The organism is Microcoleus sp. MON1_C5, assembly GCF_036701875.1.
GTDB lineage: Bacteria > Cyanobacteriota > Cyanobacteriia > Cyanobacteriales > Microcoleaceae > Microcoleus.
Window position 1 is genome coordinate 83,768 of sequence record NZ_JAUBRN010000011.1, and the last position, 26,308, is coordinate 110,075.

Sequence of the window (26,308 nt, forward strand, 5' to 3'; positions counted from 1 at the left end):
ATTTTGTTTTTTGAGAATCTAAAATTGTTCGCTCAAAGCCTGACGCAATTTGGAAATACCCAACCGAATTCTGGTTTTGATTGTACCTGTCGGGATACCAGTTTTAGCTGCGATCGCCGCGCAAGTCAATCCTTGGTAGTAGGCGAGTTCGATCGCCTGTTGCTGTTCCTTTGGCAGTTTTTCTAAGGCCGCTTTGACTTGTTCGCGGCGTTCTTTAAACATTGCATCTTCCATCGGTTCTGCAACGTTAGAGATGGGTACTTTAGCCTCTTCCAGACAAGCTTCAGCAGCCCGGACTGTTCGCTGCACAGCTCGCAACCGATCGAGGGAACGACTGCGGGTCAGCATGAACAACCAGGTATCTGCTCGACTGCGAGAAGGATCGTAAGTTGCTGCTTTTTGCCAAATTTGGGAAAAAACATCGAGTACCACTTCTTCAGCTTCTTCTACCGAACCCAGGATTTTGTAAGCGAGAGCGTAACTTGGGCGACCGTAGCGATCGTAAAGTTTAGCTAATGCCGTTTGGTCTTTCCGGGCAATCTGCACTAAAAGCAGCGATTCATCGCCTGACTTCTGGCCTGTCATCTCAGTGTACCGAAAATTTTTGTTTTGACTGCACAGATCCAAAATTAAAAATTCGGCGTATATCACTACAGAACATAATTGTAAGTTTGAAGTTGGGGGTACAAACTGGAGTATGCCTTTTCCGGCCAATTTTGTCGTGCTTTGAATTGTAAAAATCCCAAGTCATCTTGAATTTTACCACCTAATTAGTTATTTTCTTGAGACTTAGCAATCCGCTTTATGCAGAACGAAGAAATGCCCGGAGCCTGAACAGTCAAAACAACGCCATTTACTCGTTCCTAAGCTCTGTCTGCTCACTCCCAAGAAGAGCCGGGGAACCCATATAAGCGAGGCTCTGTCTCCTAGCACGAATTCCCAAGAATAGCCCGGGAATGAATAAATCCTCAATAACGCACTTTTTTGCATAAATTAATCTTGTAGCACAGATCCAAAATTGCCAAACCTTCGTATACCACCAATAGGGGAAGGCTCAGCAACAGCGCAAAAGCCCGACATGTTGAGTGATTTCAACCTGTTGCTCCCAAAGTAAAACCTGCGAAGGCGGGTTATTTACCATTGATTTGTGCAAAAATATCATTGAAATACAGGTGCTAAGAGTGAAGCTCACAAAAAAAATTCGCCGAACCATACTAGCTATTGAAGTAGCTCTAATTGCTCTATTAACTCCAGGGATAATTGTTGCTTCAGACCACGACGACGGCGAAGTAGATATCAAAGGTCGCGCTGTCAATTTAACTGACGTGTTCGTCTATCGCGAAAAAGACCAAAACCCCGGTGCTGCGGAGGGGGATTTAGTATTTACCATGAATTCCAATCCCAGGTCTGTAGCCCGCTTTCAATATTATTTCAGCACTACAGCCCTCTACCAATTTCACATCACGCAGGTAGGTGACGTGAATTCTACACCTACTGGACGTTCGGATATTATCTTGCGGTTTGCCTTTAGTCCGCCTAATAATCAAGGTATGCAAGCGGTAGCTGTAACTGTTGTTCGCGGTGGCTCGGAGACTGTTTTTAAGACTACAGTTAACGGCGGGCTAATTGCCACAACTCCCCTGAACTCTAATGCTGTTGTGAATACAGTACCTGTGGGCGGTTCTAACTTGACTGTATTTGCCGGTTTACGCGAAGACCCGTTTTTCTTTGATGTGGAACAATTTTTCCGAGTTCGCGCCGCAGCTTTAGGCACTGGGCCGCGCACTGCTTTTAAAGAAGCGAATCAAGCGATCGACTTTACTAAAGGTTACAACGTCAATACAATTGCTGTCCGCGTTCCGAAAGCGTTTTTGCAAGCAGGAACTGGGGCGAATACTTTTGATGTTTGGTCAACAGTTGCGATCCGGGATGGAGCTGGCGGTTTCAAACAATTCGAGCGTTTGGCGAGACCTGCAATTAATGAGGGTTTGATAGTTTCTTCCGCTTATCTGGAGGCATTTAATAATATTCCTCCGAAATTGGATTTGAGCGCTGCTGCTGCTCCGGTGCGGCAGGAAGCTGTTGCTACTTTGAATGCTGTGGATCTTTTGGACGGTCGGGATAATGTCGATCCAAATGCGATCGCCGGAGCTTTCTTACCCGATGTCATGCGGATTGATACCACAAAAACCAGCGGCTACGCTAGCGCTACAAATGCTCAAGGAAGCTTGATCGGAGGTCGTATGCTGATGGACGACGTTATTGATATCACTCTGGGAGCTTTGGTGGGTTCTCCGGTGGGCGATAACGTTTCATATAACGGAACTCCGGGAAATCCGGCTCAGGGACACAAACCTTTAGAACCCACTTTTCCTTATTTGGCTTTGCCTAATTAGTGATTAGTCATTAGTCATCTGTCATTAGTCAGGGTTTACTGACTAATGACAGATGTAAAATCCTTTTTTTAACCGCAGATGAACGCTGATTAACGCGGATGTATGAAAACTAAGACTAAACTGGAAATAAAATCGGATATTTTCTCGTGGTGGCTGCTGATAGTAGTTCCTTTAGTTGGGATGGTAGTAGTGAATTTACCTCCTAATTTGCGTTTTATTTCAGATAAACTTTATAACGATAGTCCGGCCAATCTAGACGCTAATTACCGCTATCATTTCTCGGAAAGTTTGAGAAATAATCCCAATCAAAAGGAAGCAATTAAGCAAGAGATTGCTTTTTACCAGCAGCGGTTGGCCGTTGATTCCCGCAGCGGTTTGAACCGGGCGTCACTGGCGGGATCTTATTTGAAAATGGCTCGCGGTACTGGGGAGGGAGGTTGGTTTTTATTGGCAGAACAGGCGGCTCAAAGGTCGATCGCCGATTTGCCTTTTGACAACCAAGGTGCGCTGTTAGTTTTAGCTCGAATTGCTGAGGCGAGACACGATTTTGCTACTGCTTTGCGCTTTGCTAAACAGGTGGGTTCTGACAATGAAGATGCGATCGCCCTTTTAGTTACATCTCACTTAGCGATGGGTAAAGTGAGCGAGGCAAATGCAGCCGCAGAAGCCTTAGTTAATCGGATTCCTAACTTGGGTTCCCTCACTTTGAGAGCTTTAGTGAGAGAGTCTCAGGGCCGAGATGCTGAGGTTTTGCAGGATTACCGCCAAGCAATGGCCGCGGAGGAACCGGGAGAGGTTGCTGGTTCGGCGCGGGCCCGATCACTCTTGGGTCGATTTTACGCGCGTCGCGGGCAGTTTGTGCAGGCGAAAGCGCTGTTTTTGGAGGCGCTGCGGTTGGTGCCGCGATACCCGCTGGCGCTGATTTATTTGGCGGATTTGGAGACGCGGCAGGGCAATTATCGGGAGGCGGAAGGCTATTACAGCAAGGTTTCTGCGTATTCGGGCGGGGTTGAGACTGTGTTCGATCGCATTGTCGATCGCGGTATGGCGAGGGTTAAGGAGTTGCAGGGAGATGCGAACGAATCCCGGCGACTTCGCGACAAAGCAGAAGCTGGGCTGCGACAGGAACAGGTTTCTGGATCTGGCGGTTTCGGGCACCGCAGGGATTTGGCGAGTTTGCTGCTGGAAAAAGGTCGATCGCAGGATGTCACGGAAGCGCTGGCGTTAATGCAGGAGGAGGTGAAAATTCGCCGGGATGCAGTGACCCTAGATACTTTGGCTTGGGCGCTTTCGAGTGCTGGGGAATGGCAAAAGGCCGATCGAGTGATGGCCGAAATAGTGCGATCGGGGATTCGGGATGCGGGTATGTTTTACCGGGCTGGTGCGATCGCCCGGACTTTAGGTAAGGATGCTGAATCTCGCGCTTATTTTCAAAAGTCCAAGGAAATTGACCCGAGTTTTGACGATCGATCCCGCCAAGCATTGGGTTTGGGAAGTTATGAATTTTGAGATTAGCTAATAGCAGCCATTCGGCAAAGTTCGCCATTCCGTCAATCCGCCAGGGGTTTCAACCCCTGGCTCAAAGCTTAAGTCCTCTTGCATAGGACTGAAATGCACAATTGTTGAATTTGATTAGCTATTCAGTCGGTTTTAACCGACTTTCGCTATGAGACGGGGATTTCAATCCCCGGCGGGCTTGCGGGTAAGCGCGCTGGAAAAATCACAACAAAAACAAATAATTCATCCGAAAATCACTAAAAGAACAGGGATTTATGCAGTACAAAATAAACCGAATTACCCAATTATTTATCCTATTTTTTCTGACACTTTCATTGTTACTAACAACCTCAACCAGGCCCGTTTACTCGCACTGGTCAGACTTATCCGTAGCAGAAATAGTAGTCAACGATTTACAAACCGAAATAACATTAACTTTCCCAACAGGCTTAACAAACTTCGCCGACGACAATCGAGACAGCCAGCTACAACCTGCTGAAGTTCGCAGCCACCAAACACAGCTAGAAAAGTTTTTTAGCCAACAAATCCGCCTCACCAACAGTAGCAACATTCAAGGCTCCGTAGCAGTAAAACCGCTAGAAATAGCAGCTAAAAGCGCGAGTGTTATCCAGCAGCCCAATACCCACAGCACCTTAATTTTAGACTACACCTGGCCCCTACCTTCTCAAGATAAAACCCCCGGTTTACCTGACTCAATTTCCATCTCCAAACCAGAGAAATTGCGGATTAATTACAATCTGTTTTTGCCCGAAGTTCCGACAGCTAGCTGCCAAGCTACGATTGTACAAGCGGGTGCTGTAAAAAGCTTTGTGTTTACACCGCAAAACCGCGACTTTTTGTTAGCAGGAAAGGAATCTATCTGGGATTCAGGTTGGAGTTTACTGCTAGCAGTAGCGGGAGCATTTGCTTGGGGATGCGTGCACGCGATGTCGCCCGGACACGGAAAAACCATAGTCGGCGCTTATTTAGTTGGTTCGCGGGCTACTCCAGTACACGCTTTATTTCTAGCAGCGACCACTACAATTACTCACACTGCCGGCGTGTTTGCTGTGGGCGGAATTACTTTGTTTGCTTCTAACTTGATCGACCCGGAAAAATTAGATCCTTGGCTGAATTTAATCTCTGGTTTATTAGTAGCCGTAATCGGGTTCAACTTACTCTTATCAAAAATTAAGACTAGGTTAGTAGTGAGGACTGAAGTTCTCAAAAAAATCAAAACTAAAATTTTTAATAAAAACTGGTTTTTAAGGAGTAAAGTCCTTACTGCGGAATGTGAAGAACCAGTGAATCTTTTGAGTAGGGGAAGTTGGGAGAGAGAATTTAAACCTGTAAAACCAGATATATCTCACCACTACCACGATCACGGAGACGGCCGCCTTCACTCGCATTTGCCTCCCGGTGCTGACGGTTCTGCTATTACTTGGAAAAGCTTATTAGCGTTGGGAATTTCCGGCGGTTTGTTGCCTTGTCCTTCCGCTTTGGTGATGCTGTTGAGCGCGTCGGCTTTGGGCAATGTTGGTTTGGGAATGACGCTAGTGGTAGCGTTTAGTTTGGGATTAACTTTAGTGCTGAGTGCGATCGGATTAATCTTAGTTTATGCCAAACGAAATTTTGATAAACTGCCCAAACAGATAACAGCAGTCAAATTTCTGCCGGCGATTAGTGCGATGTTTGTAATGTTATTGGGGTTGGGAATTACCGGACAGGCGATCGTGAAAATATTGGGGGCAAATCAGTGGGTAATTGGCAATGGATAAGCATAAAATTAGGACTCTCCCTCCTAACTACAAACTTACGAATAAGTCGGATTTTAGATACCCGATTTATTGAAGAAGCCGGGTATCAGGGTATTGTGTTTTTTAGCCGTTGCTCACTGATCAGGCCGCGCTATGTTTCTTAATAATTTCGGCTAAATCCGGTACTCCCTTTTCTACATAAGTCTTAGCTGAGGGGCGGAGTTTGGCATAGGCGCCTTTAACCATCGATCTGGTGCTTTTCTCGACCCTTTTGTCACTTATTTGGAGCAATTCGTCTGCTACTTCACCTTTTCTTTGAGCAAAATATTCGACTGGGTTGCCATTGTTTACCGCTTCAGTCCACATCGGATCGAGTGCGATCGAGATTTCTGGCAGAAGTTGATCGACGACTTGGGCGCAATAGTCAGCCCGTATCCCCTTGACAGTAGAGTAGGCAGCTTTAAGAGCCATACCACCCAATCCGGGCGCTGCTGCAACTTGTTGGTCTATCAACTTTACACAGTCATCAACAAAAGTTTCTCTGTGGTTTTCATTCAAGAGAATATCACTAAGTCCCATTTTCACTTTCCTTGATTTAATAGTCAATGTGCTTATTAGCTTTGAGCTCAATCTGACATCATATATCTATTTTGAGCCTTTATTCAAGGTTTCCCAAGTTTTTTAAGGTTTGAATGTGTCTATGACACAACCTAATGTTGAGATTTGTTTAGTATGTTATGGGAATTAATGTTCTATCTGCTACTAATTATTTGGCTGCGGTTTGTAGTAAGGGCTTTAGTCCTTATTAGGTGATATTAATGAGGACTAAAGCCCTGACTACAAACTGATGAGTTGTGAACAGTCACATAAAAAATAGAACAGCTCGAAAAAAATATTAGAAAGGTTCTGCCTAAGTCCGATCGCACTTGCACGTATGAGCTGGCACGTATCATTAGGATTGGACGTTGGGCTTGAGGGCCGCAGGTACTGCAACGATGGGAACTTTCTGGGTTTGAGCCGGGCGATCGCTCGATCGCAATACCAAATTTTTCGGTAACGGCGCGGAAGTGCTGAGTCCGGGAAATACTTGAAGCGATAAGGTTAAGCCAGCAGCTAATAATACTTTTTCTAACATGGCACTGTCTCCAATTACATATGCCCTAAGGCATAATTCCTCTTACACCTACAACATATAAACATCCTCAGTCGCTTGGTGCGATCGCACGGGCATAGTTTAAGTGACATCTATCACCACGGAGAAGGGGGTGATGGGAATAGGGGGTGTGGGGATAGGGGGTGATGGACCCTAGGGAACTGGGGGAGAGTGGGAAATCTTTCCTGGCACTTGTACCGTCAACATCGGTTGAACGTGTTAAATTCCTTACATCGGTTCGTTGCCGAACTTCCCCCCAAATCAAGAATTGTCCTAGAGAAAGAAGCCGTTGAGTCTCTCTCAAAGGTAGAATTAGCGCGTAGAAGTTATTTGACACAGCGGAGGTACCGACAAGATGCTTGCATACATTCTGGCGTTGGCGGTCGGTCTAGGCAGCTTCAGTATTTACATGGCGGCCTTCTTTTTTCCAGAAGTACACCGCAAAAGTGATTTTACCTGGAGCGGGGTAGGGCTTTTTTATGCGTTAATTTTATGGGCTTGTGCGGGACGAATTACTGGTGCTCTCCTGCTTGGTCAAATGGCGGGCGTGGCGATGTTGGGCTGGTTTGCCTGGGAAACTCTGACTTTGCGCCGGCAAGTGACACCCGTTGCTGAGCAAACGCCGATTCCTCAGTCGGCGAATTTGGCTGCAGCAGGCGTGCCGTTGGCTGCCTTGTTTGCCAAGAAAAAAGAACCCGCAGCGAAAAAACCTAAGTTTGTTCGATCGCCCAAACCGAAAACTGATGTGGTTCCAGCACCCACTCTGGATAAGGGCGAGGTAAAGCTAGAGGAACAGCCGCCGATTCCCCCCATAGCTGAAAGTATTGCTGAAAGTTCGATCGCTCCGACGACTGAAAGTGCGATCGCCCCTGACTGGACAATTCCCGACTCGAAACCACCTGCAATTGCAGAAATACCAGTGTTTTCAGTCGAAACTCCTGCTGCTGAGACTTCACCAACCCCAGCAGAATTAGCCAGCAGCTTCACTCCTCTACCTCTACCTCTAGAAATTTCTGAAATAGCCGTTCCACCAAGTGTGGAGCCAGCAGAGGCTCAGCCAGAACCTCCACAGCAGCTAGAAGCCGATGATTTTGACGAGGAAACAGAATGGAGGACAGCCGTTAAAGAGTCGCAGGCGGCAGCAGCGGTGGCGGCGGCGGTGGCCCCAACTCCTCCTACTCCTCCTAAACCCGCTAAAAAATCCGGCGGTTTCGGAAGTCTGTTCGACAATATCAAAAATAGTCTCGGCGGTATGTTGGGAAGAGGTGCGGGTAAAAACAAGTCTGATGCAACTCCCCAGACGCCAAAACCTTCAGCGACTCCAGAATCGATCGCACCTGAATCTAAAATAACGGCAACTCCTGCAGCGGGTATCGACCAAATTCTCGAATCCGAATTAGCCGAGGTGGCTGCGGAAGTGGCAGCCGAAAGTAGCAACACTGCTGTTGAAACAAGCCAAGGAGTGCCGTTTCCCAACGATGTTGAAGCAATGGCCTTTTTGATGGCCACAGAAACCGCGAGTTCTGACAAAATAGGGGAAACTCCGATCGAAGATCGATCGTCCGCTGACACCCAGACACCGCTGGCGGCTGTTGGTGAACCGGAAGCAGCAGCAGGCGTACTAGAAGCAGAAGCCCCTGCTGTATCTCTGGAAACCCAGACACCGCTGGCTGCGGTTGGTGAACCGGAAGCAGCAGCAGGCGTACCGGAAGCAGAAGCCCCTGCAGCATCGATAGAAATGACTGTGGTGGAAATGGCAGAGCCTGTAGAGATAGAAGTACCGGGAGAACCTGGGTTGAGCGTGCAGGTGGAAACGGTTTCAGTATCAGTGATCTCGATCGAATCCACAGATAAAAAACCATCTTCTGAGGGAGAACAACCGGAATTGATTCGCCCGAATCCCCCCCCTCCGGATCTAGTAGAAGCTGCTCAAGCGGCCCATGAATCCAAGTCTGAGAATGTATCCGGCGAAGATAAGCCGTTATCTTGAGGCAAAAAGCAAAAGGTAGAAACCAGAATTTTTTTGATTCTGTTTTCTGCCTTCTTACTTCTTACTCCTTACTTCTTACTTAGGCCCTCTTCCTTCCTCCTTATTCACGCTTGACTTCGGCTCTCAACATCCATCCGTTAAATCCGTTAAATCCGTTATATCGTTTCCGGTTGCATCGGAATAATAAAATCGAGTCAACAGTTAACACTCAACCATTTAGTTTTTAGACTCCGAGTCAGCAGTTTACACTCAACAATCAACAATCACGGACGGTGGAACGGGAATAGATATTAAATCCCTTACACTGCGCGTTGCCGAACTTCCTTCTCCCTTAATATTATGAAAGCAATTATGGTCGTGGGAACAACCTCTCACGCAGGGAAATCTTTACTCGTGGCAGCTTTGTGTCGAATCTTTTCTCGGCGAGGCTGGCGGGTAACTCCGTTTAAAGGTCAGAATATGGCACTGAATTCCTATGTCACAGCGGCCGGCGGAGAGATTGGTTACGCTCAAGCAGTGCAAGCTTGGGCTGCGGGCGTCGCACCTTGGGTAGAAATGAATCCGATTTTGCTCAAGCCACAAGGAGACATGACTTCTCAATTGATTGTGAAGGGCCGGGCGATCGCCAATGTGCGAGCATCTCAATATTACGAGCAGTATTTCGATATCGGCTGGCAAGCTATTCGGGACTCTTTAGAATTTCTCGGCCAAGAATTTGACATGATTGTTTGTGAGGGAGCCGGTAGCCCTGCTGAGATTAATCTCAAACACCGCGATTTAACAAATATGCGGGTAGCTAAATATTTAAAGGCTCGAACTTTGCTAGTAGTTGATATCGATCGCGGCGGTGCTTTTGCTCACATTATCGGTACTTTGGAATTGCTCGATCCCGACGAACGAGCTTTAATTAAAGGATTCATTATTAATAAGTTCCGAGGACAAAAATCGATCTTAGATCCGGGCCTGACTTGGCTAGAAGAAAGGACGGGAATCCCGGTAGTTGGGGTGATTCCTTGGATAGACGAAGTGTTTCCCTCAGAAGATTCTCTGGATTTGCTCGATCGGCGTTCTCCCAATGCTCAAACCGACATCAATATTTCCGTCATCCGCCTGCCGCGAATTTCCAATTTTACAGACTTTGACCCCCTAGAGTCGGAAACTTCCGTCACTGTCAAATATGTCAGCCCAAAAGACAATTTAGGCCATCCAGACGCCGTGATTTTACCAGGCTCTAAAACTACAATTTCCGATTTGCAAGTGCTGCGCCAAACAGGTATGGCAAAAGCTATTCAAAATTATTTAGTAGCTGGCGGTACAGTCATGGGAGTTTGTGGGGGCTTTCAGATGCTGGGACAAAGTATCACGGATAAAGAAGGGGTTGAGGGAGAAAAGGGAGAATTTCCAGGATTGGGGTTGCTGCCTTTGAAAACTGCGATGGCACCGAACAAAATTGCCCGCCAACGAATCGTAACCTCTAACTATCCTCAACCGGGTTTGCCAGTTTCCGGTTACGAAATTCATCAAGGAAAAACGCAAATCCTAGAATCAGATTTGACTCAACCGCTATTTGACGATGCTAGTTTAGGCATTGTCAATACTTCTCAATCAATTTGGGGCACATACCTGCACGGCATTTTTGACAACGGAGCTTGGCGGCGAGCTTGGTTAAATCACTTGCGACAGCAGCGGGGACTCCGCGCATTGCCTACAGGTATTCCTAATTACCGGGAACACCGAGAAACTCTGTTAGACTCTCTAGCAGATACAGTGGAAAAGCATTTAGATATCAAGCATATTTTAGGTTAATTAGTTAACTGTTGACTGTTGACTGTTGACTGTTGACTGTTGACTGTTAACTGTTGATTATTGTTTGTTAGAGTTGAGGTTCAAATTCAATGACAAAAGTTTGTTTTTTACCAGATAACGTGACAGTTGAAGCTGAACCAGGAGAGCTTTTGCTAGACGTAGCCAAACGTGCAGGGGTTTCTATTCCTACCGGCTGTCTCATGGGTTCTTGTCACGCTTGTGAAGTAGAAATTGATGGCGGAGATACGATTTGTGCTTGTATTTCCGGCATCCCTTCGGGGAGAAAGCAAGTGACAATTAATCTGTATGTTGACCCGACTTGGTAATTTGTCACTTAGCAGTTGGCAGTTGGCAGTCAACAGTCAACAGTCAACAGCTAACACTGCCATATTTCCGATTCCAAACCTTTAATTTTTTTGCCATTCTTGCTGTTTTTTGCGAGCAGATTGCAGCCATTTTTGGGATTCGGGATAAACAGTTGTCCCGGGTTTCACGGATTCTAATTGATTGATAATTTGTTGCAACTGGCTGAGGGAGTAACCGGGATTTTGAGAATTCACATCTTTTTGCAAGTTGGCAAACAAGTTTTTAGCTGCTTGCAAAGCTGTGGTAGAATCTTTTTCTGCTTGCAGTCTAATCTGGGTGATTCCTAAATTTTTTTGATATTCAGCGAGTTTGGTTTGAGCATCGAGATAGCCCGGATTATCGAGGGAAATTAATTTTAGTCGGTTAATTCCTTCTTGCCACAATTCTGCTATTTGCTCCCACTGTGCGGCGGGATGGGGAGGTTTTTGGGAGGCGACGGCGGCGGAGAGAGCAAATTCTTTGGCAGCTTCAATTAAGTTGTCAGCCTGCACAGAACCGGTGGCGACGCCGCCCATTGCTTGAAAGTCTCTTTCTGCTGCTTTGAGTGTTTTCTTAGCCGTTTCTCCCGCGAGGGTTTCGGCGGGAATTTGATTGAGTTGGTCGATCGCACTTTGCCAATTTACCGTCGCTTTTTGTCTATCCGCAGCCGTTTTGGCTTGCTGATACTCCTGTTTCGCGGCCTTTAGCGTTTGTTCGACTTGATTTAACTGAGTAAAAGCATTTTTTTGCTGGAAAATCTGAGCTTCCATCCGCCCGACATTTTTGCGGGCGGCTTCAAATTCATCGAATGTAAACTGCCAACTGCACCTAAAAAAAGAGCAGTACCTCTTTGGGTAATAGCCGAGGAACCACACCGGCAAGGCGTCGAGGTGTTTTTGCGCTTGTTTTGCTTTTATTTCGCCCAAGTCAAAATCAGCGACAGCCGTGGCTTTATTCACCAGTTGATCGGATTGTTCCACAAGGGCGATCGCCTGCCGGTAATTGTGATCCATACTCATAAAACTCGGCAGCAATAATATCGGCATTGTTTTCGCCACGGGCCAGCGAATCATCGGAAAAGGTAGATTTAGCAACCAAACTATCCCCGCAGCACTTCCCAGCAAACTCCCAGCAAAGATGATTTTACCGAACAATCCGGGCGGGCGGTTGGCTTTGACGGCTGCTTTGAGAGCTTGTTCGCTGAAGTTGGGAAATTCGTCTTTGAAGGTATCGCGGATTTCTTCTCTTGAGGCGAAAGTGCCGTTTTGCAAGCGTAATTTCTCCAACCGCTTGATTACCATCCGTCGGTAGACATCACCGGCTACACTATCAGCCGCCGCGCACTTGTCAACTTCGGCCCGCAAAATTTCAAAAGCTCGATCGGTAAGACGCGCCATAAAACTCACCTATTCCCTTTTAATTATTTTACAGGTTTCCAGTCCAAATAATTGTTAAAATATATAAAGTTTATATCAAATAATCCGAATTAATTTCATGCCGACTGCTTTAATCACTGGTGCTTCTGGCGGAATTGGTGCAGCCTTTGCCGCCGAATTAGCCAAACGCCAGCACAATCTAATCTTGGTAGCTCGTTCCGAAGACAAATTGCAACAGCTAGCTGCTAAACTGCAACAGGAATTCAATATTTTAGTCGAAATTATCGTTCAAGATTTGACCGCACCCGGAGCCGCAACTGCTGTATTTGACGCGGTTGTTAAAAAAGGTTGGACGGTGGATTTGTTGGTGAACAATGCGGGTTTTGGCGATTACGGTGTTTTTGCCGATCGCCCGCTTGCGAAACAACTAACAATGGTGCAACTAAATATTGTTGCATTAGTTGAACTTTCGCACTTATTTTTGCAGGGAATGCGGCAGCGAAAATCAGGAAGTATCATCAATGTTGCCTCCATCGCAGCTTTTCAACCGATGCCTTACTTGTCGATGTATGCAGCGACTAAAGCTTTTGTTTTAAGTTTCAGCGAGGCGCTTTGGGCGGAAAACAAAGATTTAGGAATTGGCGTTTTATGCCTTTGTCCAGGGCCGACAGAATCGGACTTTTTCGCAGTAGCTGAATTCCCTCAATCAATGGCATCCAGCAGCGGGCAAAAACTCGTTCCCGCAGCGGAGGTAGTGCGAGATGCTTTGAAAGCTTTAGAGAAAAATGAGTCTAATGTTGTGACAGGGGGAATTCCCAATCAAATCATCGCCAATATGCCTCGATTGATGCCGCGAGAACTTTTGGTGAAGTCGGTAGAAAAGGTGTTTCGGGCGAAAGAGGAATAGTTCGCCCGGGGTTTCTATCCCCGTCTCATAGGGAAAGTCCTCTCAAGAAGACTGAAAAGCAAATTAAATAAACAATTAAATATTTGTCACCATTCTTCAGTCGGTTTCAACCGACTTTAGCTATGAGACAGGGGTTTCAACCCCTGGCGGAATCGCGGACAAACAAACGGCCCCCTGCTGGACAAATCATCGCACCTACAGACAGATGAACGTTCGCCAATTTTACCAAAAGGTCGATCGTACATTCGCGCCACCAAAATCCCCGCCACCAAAATCCCCGACACCAAAATCCCCTACGCTACCCCACAAGTCCGCCGGGGGTTTCAACCCCCGTCTCATAGCAAAAGTCCTCTAAAAGAGGACTGAAAAGCAAATTAAATAAACACTCAAATATTTGTCACCATAATCGATTATTTCTCACCATTATTCAGTCGGTTTCAACCGACTTTAGCTATGAGACAGGGGTTTCAACCCCTGGCGGAATCGCGGACTCGCGGACAAACAAACGGCCCCTTGGACAAACCATCGCACCCACGGACAAACCATCGGGCCGACGAATAAACGATAAATCCCCGTGGTGTTGCACATATTGTCGCCCAAAGGCGAGAACCCCTACAAAAAACTTGGCATCGCCAGCCCCGAAGCGATGAGTTCCACCGATAATAAATTAATGGATCGCAGAATCCCAAATCCCAAATCGCAATGAAGTCAGAACGCGAACAAGCCTATCTCAACCTGATAAATCAACTGCTAACCTGTCGCAGTGGCGAAGAAGCGGAGGTATTGAAAACTCACCCGGAATTGCTGGATGATGCCTGGGTGGCGGCAATGCTAGAAGAGGCAGAGAATCTTAGAAGATTTGGGCAACTAAATAACGCTAATCGGTTGATGAATTGTGCCGGGATACTGCTTGGGATGAATGACAACACCTCAGTGGCAGTCACCCGAAAAGCAGAAGCAGACAGACTCTTTGAACAAGGTCATCAGCAGGCTAGAACCAGTCAATTTCGAGTGGCTTTGGAGTCTTGGGAACAGGCATTAACTATCTATAGGGAAATCGGAAATCGCCAAGGAGAAGCCGCTTCCCTCGGCAATTTGGGCGCTACTTACCAATCCCTAGGGCAATTCCACAGGGCGATAGAATTTCACGAACAGTCTTTAGAGATTTCACGGGAAATCGGATATCGCCAAGGAGAAGCCACTTCCCTCGACAATTTGGGCAATGCTTACCAATCCCTAGGGCAATTCCACAGGGCGATCGAATTTCACGAACAGTCTTTAGAGATTAAACGGGAAATAGGACATCGCCAAGGAGAAGCTTATTCCCTCGGCAATTTGGGTAATGCTTACCAATCCCTAGGGCAATACTACAGGGCGATCGAATTTCACCAAAAGTTATTAAAGATTTCAAGGGAAATCGGAGATCGCCAAGGAGAAGCTGCTTCTCTCGCCAATTTGGGCTTAGCTTACAATTTCCTAGGACAATACCAGAAGGCAATCGAATTTCACCAACAGTCTTTAGAGATTGCACGGGAAATCGGAGATCGCCAAGGAGAAGCCGCTTCCCTCGGCAATTTGGGCGCTGCTTACCAATCCCTAGGGCAATTCCACAGGGCGATCGAATTTCACGAACAGTCTTTAGAGATTGCACGGGAAATCGGACATCGCCAAGGAGAAGCTATTTCCCTCGGGAATTTGGGCAATGCTTACAATTCCCTAGGGCAATTCCACAGGGCGATCGAATTTCACCAACAGTCTTTAGCGATTAAACGGGAAATCGGATATCGCCCAGGAGAAGCTGCTTCCCTCGGCAATTTGGGCGCTGCTTACCAATCCCTAGGGCAATACCAGAAGGCGAGCGAATTTAACCAACAGTATTTAGAGATTTCACGAGAAATTGGATATCGCCGAGGAGAAGCGGCTTCCCTCGGCAATTTGGGCACTGCTTACCAATCCCTAGGGCAATACCAGAAGGCGATCGAATTTTACCAACAATATTTAGAGATTTCACGGGAAATCGGAGATCGCGTGGGAGAGTCAAGCTCTCTCAACAATTTAGGAAATACTTTCCTAAAAACTCACCAACTTGCTGAAGCTGAAACAGCACTTCGCGCCTCGATCGCAATTCATGAAACTCTGCGTTCTGAATTAGTAAGTAATGACCACAAAGTCTCAATCTTTGAAAACCAAATATCTACCTATCGCCTGCTGCAACAAGTCCTAGTCGCCCAAACTAGATTTGATGAAGCCCTAGAAATATCTGAAATGTCGCGCACCCGTGCCTTCGTCGAGTTATTGCGGCAAACCTTATTAACAACCCCCCCTCAGTCCCCCCCTTATCAAGGGGGGGAAGAAGAGTTATCTCAGTCCCCCCCCGATCAAGGAGAGGAAGAAGAGTTATCTAAATTCCTCCCTCTTAAGCCCCCCCTTAGCAAGGGGGGGTTGGGGGGGTTATCAAGATTTGAGGAAGAAGCAAACCTCTCAAAGCCCCCCCTTAGCAACGGGGGGTTGGGGGGGTTATCAATTCCCAAAATCCAACAAATCGCCCGCGACAGAAACTCTACAATAGTTGAATATTCGATTATCTTTGATGACATTTACATCTGGGTAATCCAAGCAAACGGCAACATCACCTATCGCGCCGCCAACCTCGAACCCCTCAACCAACAAAACCAATTCCTCAAAGAAATCATCCTCAAAACCCGCGTCTCCATCGGCACCGATGAAACCGACGACGAAGGCAACAAAATTAAGCTAGAATCCCAGTACAAACGAGACGAAACAGGCTGCTTTCCCCTATTGCAACTCCTCCATCAAATCCTGATCGAACCGATAATCGACTTGCTACCCACCGATGCCAATTCCCCCATCATCTTCGTCCCCCACTACGACTTATTTTTAGTTCCCTTCGCCGCCTTGCAAGATAGCAACAACCGCTACCTAATCGAAAATCATACCATCCTCACCAGCCCATCCATCCAAGTATTAGAAATCACCCGCGAACATCAAAACCGAGTGCGAGGATTGAGACAAGCCGCCCTAATTGTCGGCGATCCAACCATCGCCCCAAAATTCAACAAAACCCCCTACAAACTCCGCCAAATTCCCAGGGCAAAAGAAGCCGCCGAAGCCATTGCCGCAACTTTAGTAACCCAAGCAATTAGCGGAGAAAATGCCACAAAAGTCGCCATTTTAGACAGAATGCTAAACACGCGCATCGTCCATTTATCCGCCCACGGACTCCTCGACGATTTCCAAGGTTCGGGCATTCCAGGCGCGATAATTTTAGCACCATCAGGAGACACCGACGACGGCGCGCTTAACGCCGCAGAAATCCTGCAATTAAAACTCGATTCCGAACTCGTAGTATTAAGCGCGTGCAGCACCGGAGGCGGTAAAATCACCGGAGATGGAGTCATTGGATTGTCGCGCTGCTTCATCCTCGCCGGAGTCCCCAGCATCATCGTTTCCCTGTGGAATATGGGAGCGATTTCAGCCAAATTACTAATGACTGAATTCTACCAAAATTTAGCACGGGGCGAGAATCGAGCAGCCGCCTTGCGGTGTGCTATGCTAACCACAAAAGCTCGATTTCCGAGTCCCATAGCTTGGGCTGCATTTACCTTAATTGGCGAAACCGAAACTTTACCGCTGTCAACTGAAAAGATTGATTTAAGGAGATTAGTAATGTCACTTCCCGATGAGGCCACACCCGAAGAAATTGTGGCTGCTTTCAGTAAGTTATTGAAAATATCCGAGCCGCACTTTGTCAAACAATTATCCGCGATTGATGTTGGTTCGACCGATAATATCAATATTATCGCTCAAACAATCAAGGATTGGTGCGAAACTAGACCTCAAATAGAAGAGAATTTAGAGAACGAAATTTATGAAATGGGTGCGGGCGGTACAGATAGCGATGCACCGGAGGAAATCGTCAGGGAGTTTTACGAAACGCTGAAGGAAAATCAGATTCGACTGGGTTTGCCTCCGTCGTCTGCGCCGCCTGCACCGCCAACAAATAATCCACAAACACCTTCCTAGGATAGAAACCATAAAAATCTTGTAGGCTGGGCATCTTGCCCGCCCCAAATATCTGATAGAAATACTCGAAAACATATCAAAAACTTGATTATGAGCCAAGAATGGCAAATTAAAAATCCCAGCATTAGCCTCTATCCTTTCCACCTGCGGGATGATAGGGACGAAGGCTATAAGCAAGTAGCAAAAAATGCCCAAATTTTGTGGGAAAATCTGGCAGATAATGTCGGCAAAGAATTTAACATCAACGAACTCAAATCCCTCAGAGACCAGCTAATTTGCTACAAAAACGGCGTCTATTATCCAGACGGCGAAGAGGAAAATCTGACTCCGGAAAAATTGCTGATTCCCGATGGAAAGACTTTGAAGTTCCAGCCAATTACTCAGCCAGATAACCAGAAACTTGATGGTTCTATCAATGCTCTGCGAGTTCAGGATACTTACATCGCAGACTTGACATTTTGCTATAAAGATGTCACAATTAAAGTAGCTGACTTAACTCGATTAAATCCCGAAGGTTGCTTGTTGCCAAAGGCGATTCAACCGTCTCTGGGACAGACATTATTATTCTACGCCGCACCAGCAGTTTATGATACTTACCGGAAACTAGCTGACGAATCTGTTAAAGCTTTTGTACAGGATAAACAGCCACAATCAGTAGACTTTCGCGCCGAAGGAAAGTTATTCGGGAGTCCGATTTTTGAGTATGACAGCCGAGAAGATGATGTGCGTCAGCGGTGTCACATTCTAGTATGGTTGCAAGAAAATCCCCGAACTTTGGAATTCGCAACCTCGACGTTTAACTTTTACTTGATGAATCTGCTGTGTTCTCGCGCTAAAATTGTATTTATGTATGGCGAAACTCGGAAAAAGTATCGCAAAGCACAGCAAATAGTGGGCGAGTTAGAAAAGAAGCTTCCCGACTTGGATGCAATAGAAAGCGAACAAAATCGACAAGTTAAGTTGCAGAAGTTAAAGGAGTTGCTGGCTCAAGTTCGCACTAAAATGTTGGCTTTTGCTCAGCAGGTGCGGTATTTGCAAGAAGACAGAAATACTATTGATACTAATGCTGAAAATTATGGTGAGGCGTTGACAAGAATTAGAGGTTTGTGCATCCCAGGCGACAATCTGGATTTTTGGCAGAAGTTTCTAGATTTAGCTGAGGATAAGTATCAGGGGCAAATTGAAATAGATTTAAACTACCTGATTGCTAGTCAAAATTTGTTCCAGCAGTCGATATCCACTGTGCGCGGGATGGTGGAAATCGAACAGGTGGAATTGGACAGGGAACAGATGGAATTATACAAGCAACAGGAAGACAGGGAGAAAAAGCGATCTCGCCAGCTTGAGAATATCATCTTTTTTGTCGGAACTGCGATCGGCGGCGGACAAATCTTTTCGGCCGCCTATCCTCTAATCAAGGATACACCGATTAAATGGCAACCCGATTTTTCTCTACCGCTGCATCCCTTTGCTGCGACTATTGTCTGGAGTCTGCTGTTTGGCTTACTATTTGGCTTGTTAATGCTGGGTATCGCCGTGTTGATAAGGAAAACTTTTCCCCGATAATTTGGATTTAGGACTTACGCATAAAACCAAAGAAACCTGGTTTTTTGCAGTTTTTGCGTGGTATAACTCATAGGTTGCAGCATTCTTAAGAACAGGCAAGATGCCTGTTCCACAAAGAGTCAATTTTTTGGTGGGAGTAGGGGTTGGGCCGAAGATGCCGCCCATAAATTACAAATATCGAGTTAACTGCACTCGATAGCGTTCCTTCTTAGTAACAGCAACTTCCCCAATTTCCAATCTTCCCTTGCCCGTAACAGCAATTAAATCTCCAGACTTGACATTATAACTAGCTTGAGTAACGTCTTTCCAGTTAACTCGTACGTCGCCACTATCAATTAAATCGGCCATTTTGCTGCGAGACATTGCGAATCCAGCCGAGGCGACAGCATCCAATCTCATGGATGCTTCAACGGTTGTCATTTCTTTCTTTTTGGGTTCTCTAATTTTGAGTTCGCTCAACTCAATGCGCCGCGTTTGTACAGGAACGGATCGCACTTGCTGCAAACTCATCTCCAAATACTCTACCATCTCGGGCATGACAATGGCTTGCGCGCCGCGTTCTCCCAAAACAATCACATCGCCCGTTTTCTCGCGGACAATTCCCGTACCCAACATCGCCCCCAAAAAGTCGCGGTGAGAAGCTGTATCGAACAAGAAATTGCCAGCGATTTCTACTGCAGCAACGTTAACGCTAGCAGAGTCGATCGGGATATCCGATCGCGCGATCGCAATCCTTTGTCTTTCAGCTTGCGGGTAGCCGCCCCAAGCCACTAATTCCACATCAGTTAAGCGCTTAAATACTGTCAGAGTGTCCGCCAATTCTGGAGGCGACAGAAAATCAGTCAGAGTAACTTCCCAAGTTTTAATTGCTTGTTCCGCTTGGTCGATCGCCCGTGCCACACAGTCGCGGTTTTCGATGCCTTTTAACAGTTCTTCTCTTTGTAACATCAGTCAATTTTAGATTCTAATTTGAAATTGCCAAAGCTTGCTGTAACTAAAAAGTCTACTTTTTTAACAGTCGCACTACTTTAATTATAGTCTAAGATAATCCTATAACGAACTTATGATTTTTGGGACTCGCAAACCTGATATGATGAACATGATTATTGTAGCAAATGTATGAAGTCCTCGAGTTTAAGCAAGGTTAATATTTCAACGCGGTTGCTGTGCCAGGAAGCAGCCGAACCGTTGAAACAAGCGCTACAGGATAAAAGCCTTGTACCCGAGGAAGCAACGGCATTACTAACAGCAGACGAGCAACGCGCCATTCCTGCCATCAGCAAAAATAAGGCGTTGATCCAGGAAATTCAGAATCGGGTGCAGGGGTTGCCATCTTTCCATTCCTTGCTACAGGGCGATAGCCGAAACTTGACACATATTCCCGATGAAAGCGTACATCTGGTAGTCACATCGCCCCCGTATTGGAATTTAAAAGAATATCTCCAAAATCTCAACCAGCTTGGCCAAATAGCAGACTATGAAAAGTTTTTGCAGGAGCTCGATCGAGTATGGCAGCAGGTATGGCGGGTTTTAGTCCCCGGCGGACGGCTGGTGATTGTGGTGGGCGATGTCTGTGTTGCCCGCAGGCGGTTTGGCAGGCACATGGTATTTCCCCTGCACGCAAGTATTCAGGAACACTGTCGCCATCTGGGATTTGATAACCTCGCACCGATTATCTGGTACAAAATCGCCAATGCTTCCTTGGAAGCAGCGGGGAATGGCACGAGTTTTCTCGGCAAACCTTATGAACCCGGAGGTGTCATCAAAAACGACATCGAATTTATCCTGATGCAGCGCAAACCGGGCGGCTACCGCAGTCCCACCCTCACAGCACGGGTATTGTCCGTAATACCGGAAACTCTCCACCGACAGTGGTTTCAACAGATTTGGCAGGATATCAAAGGTGCTTCCACCAAGCAACACCCCGCCCCGTATCCTTTGGAACTGGCAGAACGACTGGTGCGGATGTTTTCTTTTGCAGGGGACACGGTACTTGACCCATTTATGGGGACAGGAACAACCTGCGTCGCCGCTGCCAACTGGGGGCGCAACAGTATCGGGGTAGATGTTGAGCCAACTTACCATCACCTAGCGCTGAAACGGATGCAGGAGACGTATGGCTTGCGCGTAGTCTACGACAGAACGATGGGGGAGGTTGCTGAATGACGAAACAGACACCCACTATCCCCGATGATGTCTTCCGGGAGGCGGTGCAGGGTTTCTGGGATACCCGCATCGCCCAGGCACAAGCCCAGGTGCTAGCTGGCAAGGTTGACCAGGGGAACCGCAGTGCGGTGACAGGCGGCAAGCAGATGGACGGTTTCATCCTGACGCTGACTAATTTCTTGCTCGCTGTAGGTGTTCCTCAAAACCATATCCATGTTAAAAAAAGCCTAACCGTTATACCGGGGTTCTTTCGCCCGACCAAGATGTACGACTTTTTGGTGGTAAACCGAGAAAAACGGCAACTCAAGGTAGTCATCGAGTTGAAGAGCCAGGTTGGTAGCTTTGGCAACAACTTCAACAACCGCACAGAAGAAGCGATGGGGGCTGCTCTCGACATCTGGACAGCTTACCGGGAAGGGGTGTTTGGCGCAGCACCTCCGCCACCGTGGTTAGGATATCTGTTTGTTTTGGAAGACAGTCCTGCCTCGCGCACCCCGGTACAGGTTGCTGAACCGCATTTCGCGGTTCTGCCAGAGTTTAGAGGGGCCAGCTATGCTAAACGCTAGGAACTGTTTTGTCAGAAGATGGTGCGGGAAAGGCATTTCACGGCTGCTTGCTTTTTAGTGACAGGTCGCGAACAGGCAGCACAAAATCCCAACTATACGGAGCCCTGTCCAGACTTGTCGGCCGTCAATTTTTTGCAGCAGCTTATCCGGCACGCGCTGTAGAGTAAGTAACAGATTTTATAGAGCCGCCACAGCACAGGAAAATGCTTTTTTAAAATTACAAAATATCACTTAAATCCAAAACAAAACCGGGCAATACATCTTCGCCTGACAGAGTTGCAGGCGCATCTAAAATTTCTACTTCTCTACCTTGACGGGAGATTTCAACTTTTCTATTTTTGCGATCGAGCAACCATCCCAACCTCGCTCCATTTTTCACATACACTTTCATTTTAGCCCGCAATTTTTCTAGGGAGTCAGTGGTCGATCGCAATTCCACCACAAAATCGGGACAAATCGGCGCAAATTTCTCTTTTTGTTCGGGAGTTAAAGCATCCCACCTATCGCGCCGCACCCAAGCAGCATCGGGAGAAATATCTGTACCGTCGGGGAGTTTAAATCCCGTTGAAGAGTCAAAAGCAATTCCCAAATGCTTATTTTGACGGCTCCAACCTTCGAGTTGAAAACTTTGATCCGCATTCCGTCTGCCAGTATCCCTACTCGCAGGCGGCATAATAATTAATTCTCCCGTTGCAGTGCGCTCAAATCTCAAATCCCGGTTGTCTATACACAACTGAAAAAACTGCTCGTCTGTTAATTCGAGCGTTAATTCTAGGGGAGAATGTAGGGGTATAGTTTGTGATTCCATAACTGCCTCCACATATTACACGAGTTTACTGTCAACAGTTAACAGTTAACCGTCAACAGTTGACAGTCAACTCTTAACTAAGTCTCTGTATAACCTTGGATATTTTCCGGTTCAAACTGCTGCAAAATCTTCGCAGCTTTCCCAGTCAAATCATCAGTACCCTTAACCGCAATCAAAAATTTACCCGCATTCAAACGGTTGCGGTAGGGCAAAGCATCGCCGCTGCCAAAAGCCATGCCCCCGGCTCCGCCAACAACAAAGCTGCCCATCCCGCCGGCGATCGCACCTAGCACTCCGCCGATCGCGTGATCGCCAATTTCGCCCGCCCACGCAAAAGTCTTCAACTGAGTCATCAGACTGAAAGTAACGCCAGCAATAAAGCCAAACGGCACCAGCCAAACAGCCATGAGTTTAGCTTGTTTATTCGCTTGCTGGTTGGGGTCGATCAAGCCAAATTCATCAGCAGTTTTGTAGCCGCGGCCCAAAATGCTCACTTGCTTCATGGGCAAGCCTTCTTTTTCCAGAGCACTGTAGGCAGCTTCGGCTTGAATTCGATCGGGCAGTACGGCGATAAGATAATTCATAAAAAATACTCGGTAAGTGGGAAACGAGCGTGGCTTTAGCCCGCTCGTGGAAAACGACCAGGCGATTTCAATCGCCTTAATTCCCCTTACGGGGCGGAGAGGGAATTTAATACAACCTCTCCGATTTTTTGAGGTATGGTTGCCTCAACTCCCTTGCGGGGTAAAGTTAGCTTCGCCAATGTTATAAAGGCTTGTTAGGCTGGCAGCACTGTTTCAGTGACTTTAAAACTGTTTAACCACCAGCGACAGAGCGGGGGACTAGCTTCGCATCCCAGGGTGTCATGACCTAAATAACGTAGTCAGTTAAGACTGAGGCTGGTCAGTACAGCTTGCTTTGATTGCTCTTACAAGCGAGCGTGGCTTTAGCCCTGAGTTACTGACTAGAAAACAATTCCTGATAGTTAGGCTTGAATAGCCAAAGTCTATTATAGACCGAAAAGACATACTAGCTAAGCACTTGCGGGATTTTGAGACGGTCAGAGAGTCCGATCGCCCGCAAAGCTAAAATATTTCACGGAAAAAACGGCCGACCTTGACCGAATACAGATACAATTCAAACTGCACAAAGGCAAGCTTGAGCTGAGCTGTTAGATACTGCTCTAAGTCATAAGTCTCAACTTTGAGCTCGCCAACGCTCGGTCTATTTTTACTATTGCACTCAATTGCTTGCTATGCCTAAAGTTCTAGTATCCGATCCGATCGACCAAGCCGGAATTGACATCCTCTCCCAAGTCGCGCAAGTAGACGTAAACACAGGACTCTCAGCCGAACAACTGGTAGGAATTATTGCAGATTACGACGCTTTAATGATCCGTTCAGGCACCCAAGTTACCAAAGAAATCATTGAAGCCGGGAATTCACTCAAAATCATCGGCAGAGCCGGCGTCGGCGTAGATAATGTCGATGTACCCGCCGCTACCCGCAAAGGAATTGTAGTCGTCAATTCCCCCGAAGGCAACACGATCGCCGCCGCCGAACACGCGCTCGCCATGATGCTCTCGATGTCCCGCCACATCCCGGAAGCTAACGAATCCGTCAAAGGTGGTAAATGGGAACGCAACCGCTTTATCGGCGTAGAAGTTTACAAAAAAACCCTCGGCATCGTCGGTTTGGGCAAAATCGGTTCCCACCTCGCGGCCGCAGCCAAAGCAATGGGCATGAAACTGCTGGCCTACGATCCCTTCATTTCGACCGAAAGAGCCGACCAGTTGGGCTGCCGCTTGGTAGAACTAGAACTGCTGATGCGCGAATCCGACTACATCACCCTGCACATCCCCAAAACGCCGGAGACCCTGCACTTAATTAACGCTGAAGTGCTGTCGAAAATGAAGCCCACGGCCCGCATCATAAACTGCGCCAGAGGCGGGATCATCGACGAAGCAGCCCTCGCAGAAGCCATCAAAGAAGGCAAGATCGCCGGTGCCGCGATCGACGTTTACGAACACGAACCGCTGGAAGCCGATTCCCCGTTGCGGACTGTCGGCCAGAACATCGTGCTGACGCCCCACTTGGGAGCATCCACAGCGGAAGCTCAGGTGAATGTGGCGATCGACGTGGCTGAACAAATTCGCGACGTGCTGTTGGGGCTGCCCGCGCGATCGGCTGTCAACATACCCGGCATTTTCCCAGACTCGATCGAAAAACTCAAACCCTACCTGCAACTCGCCGAAACCCTCGGCAACCTCGTCAGCCAGCTAGCCGGAGGCCGAGTCGATTACCTCAACGTTCAACTGCAAGGCGAATTGGCCACCAACCAAGGTCAGCCCGTAGTCGTCGCCGCCCTCAAAGGCCTGCTCTCCCAAGCCCTGCGAGAGCGCGTTAACTACGTCAACGCCAGTATTGAAGCAAAAGAACGCGGAATTCGCGTCGTCGAAACCAGAGACGCCTCAATTCGCGACTACACCGGCTCCCTGCACCTCTCGGCCAAGGGAACCCTCGGCGAACACACCGTGACAGGTGCAGTGCTCGGCGAAAGCGAAATTCGGATTACCAGTGTTGACGATTTCCCGGTCAACGTTTCGCCCACTCACCATATGCTGTTTACCCTGCACCGCGATATGCCGGGGATTATTGGCAAAATTGGTTCCCAATTGGGCAGTTTTAATGTCAATATTGCCAGTATGCAAGTAGGCCGTAAAATCGTGCGAGGCGATGCGGTGATGGTTTTGAGCCTCGATGACCCTCTACCAGAGGGGATACTGGCTGAGATCCTAAAAGTTCCGGGAATTCGGGATGCTTACACGGTAAATCTTTGACGGATTTTGGAGTTTAGATTTTGGATGCAAGGGCTGATAATTGGTAATGGGTAATTGGTCATTGGTCATTGGCAAGAAAGCGGGAATTTTTCTATTAGCCAATCCTCCTTCCTCACTCCCCTGTTCCCAGTCTCCAGTTCCCCTAGGCCAATCTAAAATCTAAAATCTAAAATCTAAAATCGTTATGGCACATAGCTGGTGGGAAATTAGAATTCTTTGCGATCCGGCGCTGGAAGATATCATCTTTTGGCGTCTGGAACGATTTAACTGTCGGGGAACTGCTACTGAGATCAAAAGCAATTCCTGCCTGATGTCGGCTTATTTGCCCGAAGAACAGGCAGGATTGCTGGATTTGGCCGCTCTGTCTCTGTGGCTGCGCCAAGATGCTCTGTGTGCAGGTTTGCCCCTACCTGCGATGCAGTGGGATTTGATTGAAGACGAAGACTGGGGCAGCACTTGGAAGGAGCACTGGCAGCCTCAAGAAGTGGGCGATCGCTTTTTAATTAATCCGGCCTGGCTGCCCCCACCGACTGATACCGATCGCCTCATTTTGCGTTTAGATCCGGGTGTGGCCTTCGGTACCGGTGCTCACGCTACTACTCAACTTTGTCTGGAGTCGCTGGAAATGCGGCTAGGTTTTGATGACAGCAAGTCCGTAGTTGCCGATATCGGCTGCGGATCGGGTATTTTGTCGATCGGCGCCGTGTTGTTGGGCGCTACAAAAGTTTATGCTTTGGATACAGATCCTTTGGCAGTGCGATCGACCATTAGCAACAGACTACTCAACCGCGTTAATTCTCAGCAGTTAGTTGCAGAGCTCGGAAGTATCGATCGTTTGAAAGAAATGGTAGATGAGCCGATCGACGGTTTGATCTGCAACATTTTAGCAGAAGTAATCATTGATTTAATCCCGCAGTTCACTGCAATTAGCAAACCAACTACTTGGGCCGTGCTCAGCGGCATTTTGCTCGAACAAGCTAAGCCAATTGCCGACACTCTAGAACAGCACGGCTGGATAGTGGCTACTCTATGGAAGCGCCAAGATTGGTGTTGTTTTAATATTCGGCGGAATTAACAATATGGTAATTGCTA

At 47.4% G+C, this 26,308-nt stretch carries 20 protein-coding genes; 13 read left to right on the forward strand and 7 right to left on the reverse strand.

All coding sequences use genetic code 11. The annotated features are described in order from the left end of the window. Positions 1 to 18: 18 nt before the first annotated feature. Positions 19 to 585 carry a sigma-70 family RNA polymerase sigma factor gene (locus QUA71_RS08075; protein ID WP_333283886.1) on the reverse strand — a complete coding sequence of 189 codons (567 nt, stop codon included), beginning with the start codon at positions 583 to 585 and terminating at the stop codon, positions 19 to 21. A gap of 596 nt (positions 586 to 1,181) precedes the next feature. Between QUA71_RS08075 and QUA71_RS08080 the strand changes: the two genes are divergently transcribed. From QUA71_RS08080 to QUA71_RS08090, 3 genes are all read left to right on the forward strand, one after another. Continuing rightward, positions 1,182 to 2,396, forward strand: coding sequence for a DUF4331 domain-containing protein (locus tag QUA71_RS08080; protein WP_333283888.1), 1,215 nt, complete (start codon positions 1,182 to 1,184; stop codon positions 2,394 to 2,396). Between the two features lie 102 nt (positions 2,397 to 2,498). Beyond that, entirely contained in the window at positions 2,499 to 3,905 is a 1,407-nt protein-coding gene (locus QUA71_RS08085; protein WP_333283889.1) for a tetratricopeptide repeat protein, read from the forward strand. Positions 3,906 to 4,168: 263 nt separating this feature from the next. Next, complete coding sequence (locus QUA71_RS08090) at positions 4,169 to 5,671, forward strand: HoxN/HupN/NixA family nickel/cobalt transporter (protein WP_333283891.1); 1,503 nt, start codon at positions 4,169 to 4,171, stop codon at positions 5,669 to 5,671. Positions 5,672 to 5,791: 120 nt separating this feature from the next. Here QUA71_RS08090 and QUA71_RS08095 read toward each other — a convergent pair whose 3' ends face one another. Together QUA71_RS08095 and QUA71_RS08100 are read right to left on the reverse strand one after the other, a co-directional pair. Further along, positions 5,792 to 6,229 (reverse strand): DUF6918 family protein, encoded by a 438-nt coding sequence (locus QUA71_RS08095; protein ID WP_190657148.1) that lies wholly within the window; start codon positions 6,227 to 6,229, stop codon positions 5,792 to 5,794. A gap of 373 nt (positions 6,230 to 6,602) precedes the next feature. Next, positions 6,603 to 6,785 carry a hypothetical protein gene (locus QUA71_RS08100; protein WP_333283893.1) on the reverse strand — a complete coding sequence of 61 codons (183 nt, stop codon included), beginning with the start codon at positions 6,783 to 6,785 and terminating at the stop codon, positions 6,603 to 6,605. 373 nt (positions 6,786 to 7,158) lie between these two features. Here QUA71_RS08100 and QUA71_RS08105 point away from each other — a divergent pair, with 373 nt between their 5' ends. The 3 genes from QUA71_RS08105 (at position 7,159) to QUA71_RS08115 (ending at position 10,925) form a co-directional block, all read left to right on the forward strand. Continuing rightward, positions 7,159 to 8,793, forward strand: a complete 1,635-nt coding sequence (locus QUA71_RS08105; RefSeq protein WP_333283895.1) for a Ycf66 family protein — start codon at positions 7,159 to 7,161, stop codon at positions 8,791 to 8,793. Positions 8,794 to 9,132: 339 nt separating this feature from the next. Then, positions 9,133 to 10,599, forward strand: a complete 1,467-nt coding sequence (cobQ, locus tag QUA71_RS08110; protein WP_333283897.1) for a cobyric acid synthase CobQ — start codon at positions 9,133 to 9,135, stop codon at positions 10,597 to 10,599. 89 nt (positions 10,600 to 10,688) lie between these two features. Then, entirely contained in the window at positions 10,689 to 10,925 is a 237-nt protein-coding gene (locus tag QUA71_RS08115) for a 2Fe-2S iron-sulfur cluster binding domain-containing protein (RefSeq protein ID WP_333218903.1), read from the forward strand. An 81-nt stretch (positions 10,926 to 11,006) separates the two neighbouring features. Here the strand turns inward: QUA71_RS08115 and QUA71_RS08120 are convergent, their stop codons facing one another. Continuing rightward, the gene (locus tag QUA71_RS08120) at positions 11,007 to 12,341 is read right to left on the reverse strand and encodes a hypothetical protein (protein ID WP_333283899.1); all 1,335 of its coding nucleotides are present in this window, start codon (positions 12,339 to 12,341) and stop codon (positions 11,007 to 11,009) included. 97 nt (positions 12,342 to 12,438) lie between these two features. Between QUA71_RS08120 and QUA71_RS08125 the strand changes: the two genes are divergently transcribed. From QUA71_RS08125 to QUA71_RS08135, 3 genes are all read left to right on the forward strand, one after another. Further along, on the forward strand, positions 12,439 to 13,227 hold the full coding sequence (locus tag QUA71_RS08125; RefSeq protein ID WP_333283901.1) for an SDR family oxidoreductase: 789 nt from the start codon (positions 12,439 to 12,441) through the stop codon (positions 13,225 to 13,227). A 702-nt stretch (positions 13,228 to 13,929) separates the two neighbouring features. Then, entirely contained in the window at positions 13,930 to 17,271 is a 3,342-nt protein-coding gene (locus QUA71_RS08130; protein ID WP_333283903.1) for a tetratricopeptide repeat protein, read from the forward strand. A 90-nt stretch (positions 17,272 to 17,361) separates the two neighbouring features. Further along, positions 17,362 to 18,837: a hypothetical protein gene (locus QUA71_RS08135; RefSeq protein ID WP_333283905.1), complete on the forward strand. Its 1,476-nt coding sequence runs from the start codon at positions 17,362 to 17,364 to the stop codon at positions 18,835 to 18,837. Positions 18,838 to 19,005: 168 nt separating this feature from the next. Here the strand turns inward: QUA71_RS08135 and QUA71_RS08140 are convergent, their stop codons facing one another. Beyond that, positions 19,006 to 19,785 carry a photosystem II S4 domain protein gene (locus tag QUA71_RS08140; protein WP_333252879.1) on the reverse strand — a complete coding sequence of 260 codons (780 nt, stop codon included), beginning with the start codon at positions 19,783 to 19,785 and terminating at the stop codon, positions 19,006 to 19,008. 171 nt (positions 19,786 to 19,956) lie between these two features. Here QUA71_RS08140 and QUA71_RS08145 point away from each other — a divergent pair, with 171 nt between their 5' ends. Together QUA71_RS08145 and QUA71_RS08150 are read left to right on the forward strand one after the other, a co-directional pair. Then, a complete protein-coding gene (locus tag QUA71_RS08145) occupies positions 19,957 to 21,003 on the forward strand; it encodes a site-specific DNA-methyltransferase (protein ID WP_333283907.1) in 1,047 nt (348 codons plus the stop codon). Next, on the forward strand, positions 21,000 to 21,569 hold the full coding sequence (locus QUA71_RS08150) for a PaeR7I family type II restriction endonuclease (protein WP_333283909.1): 570 nt from the start codon (positions 21,000 to 21,002) through the stop codon (positions 21,567 to 21,569). The genes QUA71_RS08145 and QUA71_RS08150 overlap by 4 nt, the downstream gene beginning before the upstream one ends. Positions 21,570 to 21,786: 217 nt before the next feature. Here the strand turns inward: QUA71_RS08150 and QUA71_RS08155 are convergent, their stop codons facing one another. Both QUA71_RS08155 and QUA71_RS08160 read right to left on the reverse strand, forming a co-directional pair. Continuing rightward, positions 21,787 to 22,377: a Uma2 family endonuclease gene (locus QUA71_RS08155; protein WP_333283911.1), complete on the reverse strand. Its 591-nt coding sequence runs from the start codon at positions 22,375 to 22,377 to the stop codon at positions 21,787 to 21,789. 77 nt (positions 22,378 to 22,454) lie between these two features. Then, complete coding sequence (locus QUA71_RS08160; RefSeq protein ID WP_190663783.1) at positions 22,455 to 22,961, reverse strand: hypothetical protein; 507 nt, start codon at positions 22,959 to 22,961, stop codon at positions 22,455 to 22,457. 671 nt (positions 22,962 to 23,632) lie between these two features. Here QUA71_RS08160 and serA point away from each other — a divergent pair. Both serA and prmA read left to right on the forward strand, forming a co-directional pair. Beyond that, the gene (gene serA / locus QUA71_RS08165) at positions 23,633 to 25,216 is read left to right on the forward strand and encodes a phosphoglycerate dehydrogenase (protein ID WP_333283914.1); all 1,584 of its coding nucleotides are present in this window, start codon (positions 23,633 to 23,635) and stop codon (positions 25,214 to 25,216) included. A 184-nt stretch (positions 25,217 to 25,400) separates the two neighbouring features. Continuing rightward, complete coding sequence (gene prmA, locus QUA71_RS08170; RefSeq protein WP_333283916.1) at positions 25,401 to 26,291, forward strand: 50S ribosomal protein L11 methyltransferase; 891 nt, start codon at positions 25,401 to 25,403, stop codon at positions 26,289 to 26,291. The last annotated feature ends 17 nt before the right edge of the window (positions 26,292 to 26,308 follow it).

What these genes read in the sequence shown, in the direction of transcription:
- QUA71_RS08125 (WP_333283901.1), top strand. Translation starts at nt 12,439, where the DNA reads ATGCCGACTGCTTTAATCACTGGTGCTTCTGGCGGAATTGGTGCAGCC.
- QUA71_RS08090 (WP_333283891.1), top strand. Translation starts at nt 4,169, where the DNA reads ATGCAGTACAAAATAAACCGAATTACCCAATTATTTATCCTATTTTTT.
- QUA71_RS08160 (WP_190663783.1), bottom strand. Translation starts at nt 22,961, where the DNA reads ATGAATTATCTTATCGCCGTACTGCCCGATCGAATTCAAGCCGAAGCT.
- serA (WP_333283914.1), top strand. Translation starts at nt 23,633, where the DNA reads ATGCCTAAAGTTCTAGTATCCGATCCGATCGACCAAGCCGGAATTGAC.
- prmA (WP_333283916.1), top strand. Translation starts at nt 25,401, where the DNA reads ATGGCACATAGCTGGTGGGAAATTAGAATTCTTTGCGATCCGGCGCTG.
- QUA71_RS08150 (WP_333283909.1), top strand. Translation starts at nt 21,000, where the DNA reads ATGACGAAACAGACACCCACTATCCCCGATGATGTCTTCCGGGAGGCG.
- QUA71_RS08140 (WP_333252879.1), bottom strand. Translation starts at nt 19,785, where the DNA reads ATGTTACAAAGAGAAGAACTGTTAAAAGGCATCGAAAACCGCGACTGT.
- QUA71_RS08075 (WP_333283886.1), bottom strand. Translation starts at nt 585, where the DNA reads ATGACAGGCCAGAAGTCAGGCGATGAATCGCTGCTTTTAGTGCAGATT.
- QUA71_RS08130 (WP_333283903.1), top strand. Translation starts at nt 13,930, where the DNA reads ATGAAGTCAGAACGCGAACAAGCCTATCTCAACCTGATAAATCAACTG.
- cobQ (WP_333283897.1), top strand. Translation starts at nt 9,133, where the DNA reads ATGAAAGCAATTATGGTCGTGGGAACAACCTCTCACGCAGGGAAATCT.
- QUA71_RS08085 (WP_333283889.1), top strand. Translation starts at nt 2,499, where the DNA reads ATGAAAACTAAGACTAAACTGGAAATAAAATCGGATATTTTCTCGTGG.
- QUA71_RS08145 (WP_333283907.1), top strand. Translation starts at nt 19,957, where the DNA reads ATGAAGTCCTCGAGTTTAAGCAAGGTTAATATTTCAACGCGGTTGCTG.
- QUA71_RS08105 (WP_333283895.1), top strand. Translation starts at nt 7,159, where the DNA reads ATGCTTGCATACATTCTGGCGTTGGCGGTCGGTCTAGGCAGCTTCAGT.
- QUA71_RS08135 (WP_333283905.1), top strand. Translation starts at nt 17,362, where the DNA reads ATGAGCCAAGAATGGCAAATTAAAAATCCCAGCATTAGCCTCTATCCT.
- QUA71_RS08100 (WP_333283893.1), bottom strand. Translation starts at nt 6,785, where the DNA reads ATGTTAGAAAAAGTATTATTAGCTGCTGGCTTAACCTTATCGCTTCAA.
- QUA71_RS08095 (WP_190657148.1), bottom strand. Translation starts at nt 6,229, where the DNA reads ATGGGACTTAGTGATATTCTCTTGAATGAAAACCACAGAGAAACTTTT.
- QUA71_RS08155 (WP_333283911.1), bottom strand. Translation starts at nt 22,377, where the DNA reads ATGGAATCACAAACTATACCCCTACATTCTCCCCTAGAATTAACGCTC.
- QUA71_RS08120 (WP_333283899.1), bottom strand. Translation starts at nt 12,341, where the DNA reads ATGGCGCGTCTTACCGATCGAGCTTTTGAAATTTTGCGGGCCGAAGTT.
- QUA71_RS08115 (WP_333218903.1), top strand. Translation starts at nt 10,689, where the DNA reads ATGACAAAAGTTTGTTTTTTACCAGATAACGTGACAGTTGAAGCTGAA.